At 70.0% G+C, this 13,472-nt stretch carries 10 protein-coding genes; 5 read left to right on the forward strand and 5 right to left on the reverse strand.

Annotation, left to right across the window (positions count from 1 at the left end; translation table 11 throughout):
• Positions 1–44: 44 nt before the first annotated feature.
• The 5 genes from PARJ55_RS0117170 (at position 45) to PARJ55_RS0117190 (ending at position 9,780) form a co-directional block, all read left to right on the forward strand.
• Positions 45–5,546, forward strand: a complete 5,502-nt coding sequence (locus tag PARJ55_RS0117170) for an alpha-2-macroglobulin family protein (RefSeq protein WP_051416328.1) — start codon at positions 45–47, stop codon at positions 5,544–5,546.
• A 129-nt stretch (positions 5,547–5,675) separates the two neighbouring features.
• Positions 5,676–6,674, forward strand: a complete 999-nt coding sequence (locus PARJ55_RS0117175; protein WP_051416329.1) for a GAF domain-containing protein — start codon at positions 5,676–5,678, stop codon at positions 6,672–6,674.
• 105 nt (positions 6,675–6,779) lie between these two features.
• Complete coding sequence (gene adh, locus PARJ55_RS0117180) at positions 6,780–8,306, forward strand: aldehyde dehydrogenase (RefSeq protein ID WP_036698515.1); 1,527 nt, start codon at positions 6,780–6,782, stop codon at positions 8,304–8,306.
• Between the two features lie 80 nt (positions 8,307–8,386).
• Positions 8,387–9,421 (forward strand): alcohol dehydrogenase AdhP, encoded by a 1,035-nt coding sequence (gene adhP, locus PARJ55_RS0117185; protein ID WP_028714144.1) that lies wholly within the window; start codon positions 8,387–8,389, stop codon positions 9,419–9,421.
• 2 nt (positions 9,422–9,423) lie between these two features.
• Positions 9,424–9,780 carry a DUF779 domain-containing protein gene (locus tag PARJ55_RS0117190; protein WP_028714145.1) on the forward strand — a complete coding sequence of 119 codons (357 nt, stop codon included), beginning with the start codon at positions 9,424–9,426 and terminating at the stop codon, positions 9,778–9,780.
• A 53-nt stretch (positions 9,781–9,833) separates the two neighbouring features.
• On the opposite strand, the gene PARJ55_RS0117195 is transcribed toward PARJ55_RS0117190, so the two are convergent.
• The 5 genes from PARJ55_RS0117195 to PARJ55_RS0117215 all read right to left on the reverse strand — a co-directional run bounded on the left by PARJ55_RS0117195 (position 9,834) and on the right by PARJ55_RS0117215 (position 13,469).
• Positions 9,834–10,025 (reverse strand): Trm112 family protein, encoded by a 192-nt coding sequence (locus PARJ55_RS0117195; RefSeq protein ID WP_028714146.1) that lies wholly within the window; start codon positions 10,023–10,025, stop codon positions 9,834–9,836.
• Positions 10,022–10,660, reverse strand: a complete 639-nt coding sequence (locus PARJ55_RS0117200) for an LON peptidase substrate-binding domain-containing protein (RefSeq protein ID WP_028714147.1) — start codon at positions 10,658–10,660, stop codon at positions 10,022–10,024. The genes PARJ55_RS0117195 and PARJ55_RS0117200 overlap by 4 nt, the downstream gene beginning before the upstream one ends.
• Position 10,661: 1 nt before the next feature.
• Positions 10,662–11,573, reverse strand: a complete 912-nt coding sequence (locus PARJ55_RS0117205; protein WP_028714148.1) for a co-chaperone YbbN — start codon at positions 11,571–11,573, stop codon at positions 10,662–10,664.
• Positions 11,574–11,664: 91 nt separating this feature from the next.
• Positions 11,665–12,450, reverse strand: a complete 786-nt coding sequence (locus PARJ55_RS0117210; RefSeq protein ID WP_028714149.1) for an exodeoxyribonuclease III — start codon at positions 12,448–12,450, stop codon at positions 11,665–11,667.
• Positions 12,451–12,782: 332 nt separating this feature from the next.
• Positions 12,783–13,469 carry a response regulator transcription factor gene (locus tag PARJ55_RS0117215; RefSeq protein WP_028714150.1) on the reverse strand — a complete coding sequence of 229 codons (687 nt, stop codon included), beginning with the start codon at positions 13,467–13,469 and terminating at the stop codon, positions 12,783–12,785.
• Positions 13,470–13,472: the final 3 nt, after the last annotated feature.

Genomic DNA, 13,472 nt, shown 5'->3' on the forward strand with positions numbered 1-13,472 from the left:
CGCCCCGGTGCCACAACTATGCCGAGCGCGGAAGGAGGAAGGTCATGGCACATCCCGTCTGGCACGGTTTCATCGCGGCGGCCCTGGGCGGGCTTCTCATCGCCGGCACCGGCGCGCTGGCGCAGGACGCGCCCCTGCCCGAGCGGCGGCTGTCGCTGCAGGCCGATACCGACCTGCCGGGCGGCGACCTGGGGCCGGTCTTCGACACCACGCTGCAAGCCTGCGTGCAGGCCTGCCTTGGCAATGAAGACTGCCGCGCGCTGACCTACAACCAGCGGTCCCGCGCCTGCTTCCCCAAGGGCGAGGGCGCAGGGGCCGCGGCGCCCTTTGCCGGCGCGCTGTCGGGCCATGTCGTCGCCTCGACGGCCGAGGAGCGGCTGCGCGCCGAATCCCGCGCCGGTGCCGCGCCCTTCCTTGCCGCGCAGGACCTGGCCGCCGCGCAATCGCTGGCCCGCAGCTTCCCCGCCCTGCACCCGCCCTTGGGCGCGGATTACCCGCAGGGCAGCGCGCAGGATGCCGAGAACACGGGCGAGCTGGTGCTGGCCGCCCGCATCCTCGCCGCCGAGGCCGCGCGCTACGACCGGGCCGAGGACTGGACCAATCTGGCCCGGCTGACGCTCTATACCAGCGACCAGAGCGACCGCGAGGCGTCGAACGCCATCGCGTCGATGGCGATCAACGGCTATCTGCGCGGGGCCGAGGACGCAGTGGCCGCCCGGGCGCTGTCCTGGCTTGCCATGGCGTGGGAGCGGCTGGACCGCGGCCGCGACGCGCTGGCGGCCTTGCGGCTGGCGGCGCGGCTGGCGCCCGGCGACAATGCCATCGCCCAGGCGCTGGAGGAATCGCAGGCCCGCAACGGGCTGCGGGTCACCGACACCCAGGTCGAATCCGAAGGCAAGCTGCCGCGATTCTGCGCGGTGATGTCGCGCGACCTGTCCTCGGGCACCGATTACGCGCAATTCCTGCGCCTGCCCGGCCGCGACCTGACCGTCGAGGCCGATGGCGACCGGCTTTGCGTCGCCGGCCTGTCCCATGGCCAGGAGGTGGAACTGACCCTGCGCGCCGGCCTGCCCGCCGCCGACGGCGAGGTGCTGGCCCGAGACGTGACGGTCAAGGGCTATGTCCGCGACCGCGCGCCCTCGGTCCGCTTTCCCGGCCGCGCCTATGTGCTGCCCGCCTCGGGCGACCAGCGGCTGTCCATGGTCACGGTCAATGCCGATACGATCAACCTGCGCCTCTTGCGGATTTCCGACCGCAACCTGATCCGCGCCATGGCCGAGGACATGTTCGCGACGCCGCTGGACAGCTGGCGCGCCGATTATTTCAGCGACCGCATGGCGCGCGAGATCTGGAAAGGCACGGCGCAGGTCGCCAAGCCGATGGGACAGGACAGCCTGAATCAGGAGCTGACCACCGGCCTCGCCCTTCCCGCCGAGGCCGGCCCGCTGGAGCCCGGCATCTATATCGCCGAAGCCGGGATCGAGAACGAAAACGTCCAGGACACCGGGCTGGCGACGCAATGGTTCGTTATCTCGGATTTCGGGATCTCCACCTTCTCGGGCGCCGACGGGCTGACCGTCGCGGTGCGCAGCCTGGCCGACACCTCGGCCAAGGCGGGGGCCGAGGTGGCGCTGGTCAGCCGCTCGAACGAGGTGCTGGCCAAGGCCGCGACCGATGCCGAGGGCATCGCGCATTTCGCGCCGGGCCTCGCCATGGGCAAGGACGGCGCCGCGCCGGCGCTGGTCACGGTGACCGACTGGCAGGGCGAGGGCGCCGAGCGCGCGCCGCGCGACATGGCCTTTCTATCGCTCTCGGACCCCGAATTCGACCTTTCCGACCGCGGGGTCGAGGGCCAGCCGCCCGCCCCGCCCATCGACCTGTTCCTGACCACCGACCGGGGCGCCTATCGCGTCGGCGAGACGGTGAACGCGACGGTGCTGGCCCGCAATGCCGAGGCCCGGGCGCTGGAGAACCTGCCGCTGACCGCGGTGATCCTGCGCCCCGACGGGGTCGAGGCGACGCGCCTGCCCGCGCAGGATGCCGGCGCCGGCGGCAGCGTCGTCAACTGGCAGATCCCCGGCAACGCCCCGCGCGGCACCTGGCGGATGGAACTGCGCACCGAGGCGGACGGCCCGGCGCTGGCCACGGCGCGCCTGCTGGTCGAGGATTTCCTGCCCGAGCGCATCGACTTCACCCCGCGCCTGCCCGAAGGCCCGGCCCGCGCCGGCGGCACGCTGGAACTGTCGCTTTCGGCGCATTGGCTGTTCGGCGCGCCGGCCGCGAACCTGCCGGTCGAGGGGCAGCTGCGCCTGTCCCCGACCCGCAGCCTGACCGGCTTCGACGGCTATGTCTTCGGACGCGAGGATGACGACAGCGCGCCCGTGACGGACAGCCTGCCGCCGGGCACCACCGATGCGCAGGGCCATTACCAGACGCAGATCGAACTGCCGCCGGCCGGCCGGCTCGGCCCCCGCCCGGTCGCGGCCGAGGTGGTGCTGGACATCCGCGAAGGCGCCGGCCGCCCGGTCGAGCGCAGCGAAACGCGCGTGGTCATGCCCGAGGCGCCGGTTGCCGGTATCCGCCCGCTGTTCGAGGGCGACACCGTGTCCGAAGGCTCGGACGCGCGCTTTGCGCTGGTCGCGGTCGGCCCGGACCTGAAACCGGCGGCCGAGCCGCTGCGCTGGGTGCTGAACCGTATCGACACCGACTACCAATGGTATTCGCTGGGCGGGCAATGGAACTGGGAGGCGATCACCACCCGCACCCGCATCACCGAGGGCGTGGCCGAGCCGGGCCAGGCCCCGGCCGAGATCGCCGCCTCCGTCGAATGGGGCCAGTATGAGCTGGTGGCCGAGCCGGCTGCGGGCCAAGGCGGGCAAAGCTCGGTGCGGTTCTATGCCGGCTGGGGTGCGGTCGCCAATTCGGGGACCGAGACGCCCGACCGCTTGCAGGTGGTGCTGGACAAGCCCGCCTATCGCAGCGGCGATGTCGCCCGCGTCCGGGTCGAGGCCGCCAGCGAGGGGCTGGGCCTCGTCTCGGTGCTGTCGAACCGTCTGGTGTCCATGCAGACCGTGGCGCTCAAGGCGGGCGAGAACCAGATCGACCTGCCGGTGACCGACGACTGGGGCGCCGGGGTCTATGTCACCGTCAGCGCCATCCGCCCGCTGGGCGAGGCGCGGCCCGGCGACCGCCAGCCGGTGCGGGCGCTGGGTCTGGCCCATGCCGCCGTCGATCCCGGCGACCGCAGGCTTGCCGCCAGCATCGAGGCCCCGGCCGAGACCCGCCCGCGCGGCACGATCCCCGTCACGCTGAAGGTCGAGGGCGCGGCGGGCGAGACGGTGCACGCCACCATCGCCGCCGTCGATCAGGGCATCCTGAACCTGACCCGCTTCCAGCCGCCGAACCCCTCGCAGCATTATTTCGGCCAGCGCCGGCTGGGCGTGGCGCTGCGCGATCTTTACGGGCGGCTGATCCTGCCGACCGGCGCCCCGGACGGCGCGCTGCGCGAGGGGGGCGACGCCAGCCTTGCCGGCAATGCCGAGGCGCCGCCGCCGACCGAAAAGCTGATGAGCTGGTTCTCGGGTCCGCTGACCGTGGGCGCGGACGGCACCGCCACCGTCGAGGTGCCGGTGGGCGATTTCAACGGCGAGGTGCGGGTGATGGCCGTGGTCTGGTCCGCCAAGGGCCTGGGCGAGGCCGATGCCTCGGTGCTGGTGCGCGATCCGGTGGTGATGACCGTGACCGCGCCGGCCTTCCTGGCGCCGAACGACAGCGCCCGGCTGGGCCTGCGGCTGACCCATACCTCGGGCCCCGCCGGAGAGATGCGGCTGGCGCTGTCGCAGGTCGGCGGCGAGGGCGGGCTGACCTATTCGGTGGAGCCGCAGGTGCAGCTTGGCGAACAGGCCGAGGCGCAGCTGCAGATCCCCGTGACCGCGACCGAGGCGCTTGGCACCGCCAACCTGCGGCTGGTGCTGACCACGCCCGAGGGCGAGGAGCTGACCAAGGACATCGCCATCCCCATCGCGCTGAACGAATCCGACATCCAGCGCCGCGACCGGCTGGTGGTCGAGCCGGGGCAAAGCGTCACCATCCCCGCCGGGCTGATCCAGGGCCTGCTGCCGGGCGCCGAGATCACCGCCGCCATCGGCCCCTATGCCCGGCTGGACGTGGCGGGCGCGCTGATGCGGCTGGCGCGCTATCCCTATGGCTGCACCGAACAGCTGACCTCGGGCGCCATGCCGCTGCTCTACCTGCCCGGCCTGGCCGCCGCCGAGGGAGTCCGGGGCGAGGATACGGCCGAGCAGGTGCAGAAGGCGATCACCCAGATCCTGACCCGGCAGGGCAGCAATGGCGGCTTCGGCCTGTGGTATGCCGATTCGGGCGATCTGTGGCTTGAGGCCTATGTCACCGACTTCCTGTCGCGGGCGCGGGCGGCGGGCCATCAGGTGCCCGAGACCGGCTTCCGCATGGCCATCGACAACCTGCGCAACCGCGCCAATTACGCCACCGAACCCGCCGCCGCCTCGGCCGAGGAGAACGCGGCGCTGGCCTATGCGCTGGCGGTGCTGGCGCGGGAACGGGCGGCGACGGTGGGCGATCTGCGCTATTACGCCGATACCGCCGCCGGGTCGTTCTCGACCCCGATGGCGGCTGCCAACCTGGGGGCGGCGCTGGCCTCTTACGGCGACCAGCAGCGGGCGGATCGCCTGTTCACGCAAGCGCGGAACCTGCTGAACCTGGGCGCGCCCGAGCCCTATGCCTTCCGCGCCGATTACGGCACCCGGCTGCGCGACGCCACGGCGCTTCTGGCACTGGCGGCCGAGGCAAGGACGCAGGCGGTCGACGCCACCGACCTGACCAGCCAGATCGCCGAGCGCATCGCCCGGGCCGAGGAGGACGGGCGCAGCCTGTCCACCCAGGAATCGGTCTGGACCGTGCTGGCGGCGCAGTCGCTGTTCGGCGCGACCCCGCCCGCGACGCTGAACGGCGTGGCGCTGACCCAGCCGGTCGCAAGCCTGCCGGCGGATGCGAGCATCGCCAATACCGGCGAAAGCGCGCTGGAAGTGACGCTGACCGCGACCGGCAAGCCCGCGGGCCCGGTCGCGGCCGGCGGCAAGGGCTATGCCATCGCGCGCCGCTATTACAGCATGCAGGGCGAGGCGCTGGACCCCGCCAGCCTGCCGCAAGGCACGCGCATGGTGGTCGAGCTGGAGATCTCGCCGCAGGCCGAGGGCGGCGGGCGGCTGGTCATCGCCGATCCGCTGCCGGCGGGGTGGGAGATCGACAACCCGAACCTCTTGCGCGCCGGCGACGTCTCGGCGCTGGACTGGCTGGAAGGCGAGACCTCGGCCGAGATGACCGAGTTCCGCGCCGACCGTTTCGCAGCGGCGCTGACCTGGACCTCGGCCGAGCGGTTCCGGCTGGCCTATATCGTCCGCGCCGTGACGCCGGGCGAATTCCGCCACCCGGCCGCCAGCGTCGAGGACATGTATCGTCCCGAATTCCGCGCCTGGTCGGACAGCGGCACCGTCACCGTCACGCCCTGAAAACCGCAGGCACCCCGGCCGCGAGACGGCCGGGGTGTTTCGCCGCAGGCGGGTCACGAAAGCATTGCTTGCCCGATCGCATCCCGCCGGGCCATAATCCCGCCATCGCGTAAGGAAGGGGAGGACGCCTTGCCCGAGACCCGCCCGGCAACGCCCAGCACAATCCGCCACGAGGATCGCGTGGTCCAGGCCTCGCAATCGCCCGGCGCCGTCAGCCGGCTGGCGGCAAGCTGGCGGCGCTCGATTCTCAAGCATGGGCTGGACCCGACCCGGCCGCCCGAGCCGCGCCGCCTGACCGAGCGCGAGCTGTCCGAGCGCGTCGAGCGCATGGACCGCTTCATCGCCGTCGCCCGGCCGCAGCTGGACCAGCTGTTCCAGCTGGTCTGCCCGACCGGCTGCAACCTGCTGCTGACCGACGCGCAGGGCATCGTGCTGGAGCACCGCGTCAGCCAGGGCGACGCCGCCACCTTTCGCGGCTGGGGGCTGTGGCGCGGCATGGATTGGTCCGAGGAAGTGCAGGGCACCAACGGCATCGGCACCTGCCTGGCCGAGGGACGGCAGGTCACGATCCACCGCGACGAGCATTTCTATGCCAGCAATACCGGGCTGTCCTGCATGGACGCGCCGATCTGGGGACCGGACGGCCGGCTGATCGCGGCGCTGGACGTCAGTTCGGCCCGCGCCGACCATACCGAACGGCTGAACGCGCTGATCGCGGCGCAGGTCGCGCATAGCGCCCGCGCCATCGAGGCGGCCTTCTTCCGCGTCTCCTTTCCCGGCGCGCGCATTGTCGCGCCGCCTGCCGAGGGGGTCGAGGACGGCACGCTGCTGATCGCGGTGGACAAGGACGATCTGGCCATCGGCGCCAACCGCGCCGCCCGCCGCGCCTTCGGCCTTGAGAAAGAGGGGCAATTGCGCCCGCGCCCGGCCTCGGACCTGCTGGGCCGGCAGGACGAGGCGACCGGGTTCGAGCGCGCCGAACGCGCCGCCGTGATTCGCGCGCTGGCCAGGGCCGAGGGCAATGTCTCGGCCGCCGCCCGGGCCCTGGGCGTGGGGCGGGCGACGCTCTATCGCCGCATGGCGCGGCTGGGCATCGACGAAAATCCCGGCAAACTGTCTCGCCCCTGAAACACATCCGCCCCGCGGCGCGAAGCCCCGCGTTGACCCGGAAGGCGTCCGGGCACAGGCTCTTGTGCAACCGGCTGGAGGAGCCGGGCTGACAGGAGGAAGATCATGCCGAACGACCAGACGCATCCTTTCCGGGGCGTGAACGCGCTGCCCTTCGAGGCGCGCTACGACAATTTCATCGGCGGCAAATGGGTGGCGCCCGTCTCGGGCCGGTATTTCACCAACACGACCCCGATCACCGGCGCCGAGATCGGCGAGATCGCGCGCTCCGAGGCCGGCGATATCGAGCTGGCGCTGGATGCCGCCCATGCCGCCAAGGACAAATGGGGCGCGACCAGCCCGGCCGAGCGCGCCAACATCATGCTGAAGATCGCCGACCGGATGGAGCAGAACCTGGAGCTGCTCGCTACCGCCGAGACCTGGGACAACGGCAAGCCGATCCGCGAGACCATGGCCGCCGACCTGCCGCTGGCCATCGACCATTTCCGCTATTTCGCCGGCGTGCTGCGGGCGCAGGAAGGCTCGATCAGCCAGATCGACGACGACACCGTCGCCTATCACTTCCACGAGCCGCTGGGCGTGGTGGGGCAGATCATCCCGTGGAACTTCCCGCTGCTGATGGCCTGCTGGAAGCTGGCCCCGGCGATTGCCGCCGGCAATTGCGTGGTGCTGAAACCGGCCGAGCAGACCCCCGCCGGCATCATGGTCTGGGCCAACCTGATCGGCGACCTGCTGCCGCCGGGCGTGCTGAACATCGTCAACGGCTTCGGGCTAGAGGCCGGCAAGCCGCTGGCGTCCAGCAACCGGATCGCCAAGATCGCCTTTACCGGCGAGACGACGACCGGGCGGCTGATCATGCAATACGCATCCGAGAACCTGATCCCGGTGACGCTGGAACTGGGCGGCAAGTCCCCGAACATCTTCTTTGCCGACGTGGCGCGCGAGGACGACGATTTCTTCGACAAGGCGCTGGAAGGCTTCACGATGTTCGCGCTGAACCAGGGCGAGGTCTGCACCTGCCCGTCGCGCGTGCTGATCCAGGAATCGATCTATGACAAGTTCATGGAGCGCGCGGTCCAGCGCGTGCAGGCGATCAAGCAGGGCGACCCGCGCGAAAGCGACACCATGATCGGCGCGCAGGCGTCGAGCGAGCAGAAGGAAAAGATCCTCAGCTATCTCGACATCGGCAAGAAGGAGGGCGCCGAGGTGCTGACCGGCGGCAAGGCGGCCGATCTGGGCGGCGAGCTGTCGGGCGGCTATTACATCGAGCCGACGATCTTCCGCGGCAACAACAAGATGCGGATCTTCCAGGAGGAAATCTTCGGCCCGGTGGTCTCGGTCACCACCTTCAAGGACCAGGCCGAGGCGCTGGAGATCGCCAATGACACGCTTTACGGGCTTGGCGCCGGTGTGTGGTCGCGCGATGCCAATACCTGCTACCGCATGGGCCGCGGCATCAAGGCCGGCCGGGTCTGGACCAATTGCTATCACGCCTATCCGGCCCATGCGGCCTTCGGCGGCTACAAGCAGTCCGGCATCGGGCGCGAGACGCACAAGATGATGCTGGACCACTATCAGCAGACCAAAAACATGCTGGTCAGCTATTCCCCGAAGAAGCTGGGCTTCTTCTAAGGGAATGGCCGGGCGCGCGTCACCCTGCGCCCGGCCCGTTCCTCCCCTCCCCCGATGACAACTGCAAGGAGTCCCCTCTCATGGCCAAGACCATGAAGGCCGCCGTCGTGCGCGCATTCGGCAAGCCGCTGACCATCGACGAGGTGCCGGTCCCCGAACCCGGTCCCGGCATGATCCAGGTCAGGATCCAGGCGTCCGGCGTCTGCCATACCGACCTGCACGCCGCCGAGGGCGACTGGCCGGTCAAGCCCAACCCGCCCTTCATTCCGGGGCACGAGGGCGTGGGCTTCGTCTCGGCCGTGGGCGCCGGGGTGAAGCATGTCAAGGAAGGCGACCGGGTTGGCGTGCCCTGGCTCTATACCGCCTGCGGCCATTGCCGGCATTGCCTGGGCGGATGGGAGACCTTGTGCGAAAGCCAGCTCAACACCGGCTATTCCGTGAACGGCGGCTTTGCCGAATATGTGGTGGCCGATCCGAACTATGTCGGCCACCTGCCGAAGAACGTCGACTTCCTGGACATCGCCCCGGTGCTCTGCGCGGGCGTCACGGTCTACAAGGGGTTGAAGGTCACCGACACCAAGCCCGGCGACTGGGTGGTGATCTCGGGCATCGGCGGGCTGGGGCACATGGCGGTGCAATATGCCAAGGCCATGGGGCTGAACGTCGCCGCCGTCGATATCGACGACGACAAGCTGGCGCTGGCCCGCAAGCTGGGCGCCAGCGTGACGGTAAACGCCGCGACCGAACCCGACCCGGCGGCGGCGATCAAGCGCCAGACCGATGGCGGCGCGCAGGGCGTGCTGGTCACGGCGGTCGGCCGCAAGGCCTTCGAGCAGGCCATCGGCATGGTCGCGCGCGGCGGCACGGTGGCGCTGAACGGCCTGCCCCCGGGCGACTTCCCGCTGGACATCTTCGGCATGGTGCTGAACGGCATCACCGTGCGCGGCTCGATCGTCGGCACGCGGCTGGACCTGCAGGAATCGCTGGACTTCGCCGGCGAGGGCAAGGTCAGGGCGACCGTGCACAAGGCGAAGCTCGAGGACATCAACGACATCTTCGGCAAGATGCACCAGGGCCAGATCGAGGGCCGCATGGTGCTGGACATGGCGGGCTGAGCATGGAACCCGTCGCCAATCCCGATGGGCCGGACCAGGTCGAGGCCACCCCGGCGGCGCTGGCGCTGCTGGCCGAGATCGTCGCCGATCACGGGCCGGTGCTGTTCCACCAGTCCGGGGGCTGCTGCGACGGGTCCTCGCCCATGTGCTACCCGCAGGGCGAATTCCGCATCGGCGCGCATGACGTGAAGCTGGGCGAGATCGGCGGCATGCCCTTCTATATCTCGGCCAGCCAATACGAAGCCTGGAAGCATACCCGCCTGGTCATCGACGTGGTGCCCGGCCGCGGTGGCATGTTCAGCCTGGACAACGGGCGCGAGCGGCGCTTCCTGGTGCGGTCCGAGATCTGCCGGCTCTGACCGCGGCGCGGGCGCACGACCTCCCCCCAAGCCGTCCGTGCGCCCGCCCTTTCTCAGGCGCGGATCTGCCGCGCCTCGTTCAGCAGCATGATCGGAATGCCGTCGCGGATCGGAAAGGCCAGCCCCGCGGCCTCCGAGACGAGCTCCTGCGCCCGGGCGTCGTAGCGCAGCGTCGCATGGGTCACCGGGCAGACCAGCGCCTCGAGCATGTGGCGGTCATAGCCGCGTTCGGTCGCATCGGTCACTGGATCGTCTCCTCGTTGTCGCCGCCGTGCAGGGCGTATTCCAGCAGCCCCTCCAGCAGGATGCGGCGCTTGAACAGCGTCGGCGCCTCCAGCAGCGCCTGCTTTTCCTCGGGGGCGAAGGGCAGCAGCATGGACAGGGAATTGACCAGCGTCTCCTCCTCGGAGGCCTCGGCGGCGTCCCAGTCGGTGGACAGGCCGCGCTGCTCCATATAGCGGCCCAGCCGCGCCATGAAGCCCTTGCGCTCGAACCGCGGGTCTTCCTCGGGCTGGACGGCCAGGTCCGTCTCATAGCCAGACCAGTCCACCTGGCCGCGCAGATAGGGGGTGAAGCCGGGCCGCACCTCGTTCAGCCGGAAGCGCGAGCGCGCCTTGAGCGAGATCATCAGCCGCCCGTCGTCCAGTTCGGAAAAGGCGACGATCCGGCCCGCGCAGCCGACCTGGGCCAGCGCGTCCAGCCCGCCCTCGGCCGGCTGGATCATGCCGATCAGCCGCGAGGGGGTCTTCAGCACGTCCTCGACCATCTGCAGATAGCGCGGCTCGAAGATCTGCAGCGGCAGGCGGGTGCGGGGCATCAGCACCGCGCCCGGCAGCGGGAACAGCGGGACGGTCTCGGGCAGGTCGATGCCGCGCGACATGTCAGGCGAAGATCAGCGAGGACAGCCGGCGGCGCCCCTTCTGCGCCAGCGGATCGGTGGGCTTCATCGCGTCGAAGATGGTCAGAAGCTGCGCCTTGGCGGCGCCCTCGTTCCAGTCGCGGTCGCGGCGGAAGGCTTCCAGAAGCTGGTCGATGGCCTCCTCGACCTCGCCCGCGGCATGCAGCGCGGTGGCATAGTCGAAACGCGCCTGCTGGTCGGCCGGGTCGGCCTCGACCTTCTGGCGCAGCTCGTCCAGCGGCCCGGCCTCGGCGGCCTGCCGCGCCAGCTGCAGCTGGGCGCGTGCCGCCTCGACCGGCGCGGCATTGGCGATGGCAGCGGGCACCTGCGCCAAAGCCTCCTGGGCGCGGTCGGCATGGCCGGCGGCCAGATGGGCGCGGACCAGACCGCCCCAGGCGGCGGCGTTCTCGGGCTCCTCCTCCAGGATCGCGGCAAAGGTCTCGGCCGCATCCTCGGGCGCGCCCTCGGCGATCATCGCCTCGGCCGCCTCCAGCGCCTCGGCCAGGCCGCCGTCATCGCCGGCCATGGCCGCCAGCTTCTCGACGAACTGCTTGATCTGGCTTTGCGGGATCGCGCCCTGGAAGGCGTCGACCGGCTGGCCCTGGAAGAAGGCATAGACGGTCGGGATCGACTGCACCCGCAACTGGCCGGCGATCATCTGGTTCTCGTCTACATTGACCTTGGCCATGCGGACGCGGCCCTTGTGGCGGGCGACCTCGGCCTCCAGCTGCGGGCCCAGCGTCTTGCAGGGGCCGCACCAGGGCGCCCAGAAATCGACGATGACCGGCACCGTCATCGAGGCATCGACCACATCGGCCATGAAGGTCGCCTCGGTCACGTCCTTGATGATATCGGCGGGGGCGGCATCTTTGGGGGCGGAGCCAAGCTCGAGCATCGGAATTCCTCATGCGAAAGGGTTGCCCCCTAGATGGCGCAGCGGCCGGCGCGATGCAAGTTTCGCCTGGCGGCGCGGCCTTCGGGCGGGGTCAGAGATCGAAGCTGGCCAGCACCGGCACATGGTCGCTGGGCTGCTGCCAGCCGCGCAGCGGCCGCAGGATGCGGCTGCCGTGGCCCGCATTGGCGATGTCCGGCGTGGCCCAGATATGGTCCAGGCGCCGGCCCTTGTCGGCGGCGTCCCAGTCGCGGGCGCGATAGCTCCACCAGCTGTAAAGCAGGCCCTGCGGAATGTCCTGGCGGGTGATGTCCACCCATTTCCCGGCATCCTGCGCGGCGCCCAGATGCTCGACCTCGACCGGCGTGTGGCTGACGATCTTCAGCAATTGCTTGTGCGACCAGACGTCGTCCTCGCGCGGGGCGATGTTCAGGTCGCCCACCATGATCGAGCGCGCCGGCCTGTCGGCGTGGAAGGCGTCGCGCATCTCGGTCAGGAAATCCAGCTTCTGGCCGAACTTCACATTCTGCTCGCGGTCGGGAATGTCGCCGCCCGCCGGCACGTAGAAGTTGTGGATAGTGACCCCGTTCTCCAGCCGGGCGGCGACATGGCGGGCATGGCCAAGCCCGGCATAGTCGCGGTCGCCCGCATCCTCGATCGGCAGCTTCGACAGGATGGCGACGCCGTTATAGCCCTTCTGCCCGCGCGCCACGAAATGCCGGTAGCCCAGCGCCCGGAACGCCTCCAGCGGGATCTTCTCGACCGGGCTCTTGGTCTCCTGCAGGCACAGGATGTCCGGCGCTTCCTCGGTCAGGAAGCGGGCGACCAGCGCCTCGCGCAGACGGACCGAATTGATGTTCCAGGTGGCGATGGTGAACATGGCAGCTCCTTTTCGGGGACGGACCCTAAGGGGCCATGGCCGGCTTGTCCATCACGGCTGCGGCCGGGGGCTGTCTGCCCCCGGACCCCCGAGGATACTTGCACAAGAAAGAAGGACACCCCCGCATCGGGGGGCCGAGCCTTCGGGCTTCTTTCTTGCTCAAATATCCTCGGGGGGTGCGGGGGGCGAAGCGCCCCCGCAGGGCCGCGCCGACGGAAAACCCGGCCGCCGGACGGGCCGGGGCCGGGTCATCATGTGGCCGCATCCTCCGACCACCGGGCTTCGCAGGCAGAACCCGCCAGCCATGCGCGGGTTCCGCCGATGAACATAGATCAAGCGACCAGGCGATAGCCGCCGGATTCGGTGACCAGCAGCCGCGCGTTCGAGGGGTCGGGCTCGATCTTCTGGCGCAGGCGATAGATATGGGTCTCCAGCGTATGCGTGGTCACGCCGGCATTGTAGCCCCAGACCTCGTGCAGAAGCACGTCGCGCGGCACCACCCCGTCCTGGGCGCGATACAGGAATTTCAGGATGTTGGTTTCCTTTTCCGTCAGCCGGATCTTGCGGTCCTTCTGGTCGATCAGCATCTTCATCGCCGGCTTGAACGTATAGGGGCCAAGCTGGAAGATCGCGTCCTCGGACTGCTCATGCGTGCGCAGCTGGGCGCGCAGCCGGGCCAGCAGCACCGGGAACTTGAACGGCTTGGTGATGTAGTCGTTCGCGCCCGAATCCAGCCCCAGGATGGTATCGGCATCGGTATCGTGGCCGGTCAGCATGACGATGGGGCACTTGACGCCCTGCTTGCGCAGCCGCTTGCACAGCTCGCGCCCGTCTGTGTCGGGCAGGCCCACGTCCAGCACCACCAGGTCGAAGATGGCGCCCTTGCTCTTTTCCACCGCCTCGTGGCCCGTGCCGGCCTCGAACACCTCGAAATCCTCGGTGGCGACCAATTGCTCGGCCAGGGCCTCGCGCAGGTCTTCCTCGTCGTCGACCAGCAGGATCTTTTTCAGTCCGGCCATTCT

The organism is Paracoccus sp. J55 (genome assembly GCF_000513975.1).
In the GTDB taxonomy this organism is placed as follows: domain Bacteria; phylum Pseudomonadota; class Alphaproteobacteria; order Rhodobacterales; family Rhodobacteraceae; genus Paracoccus.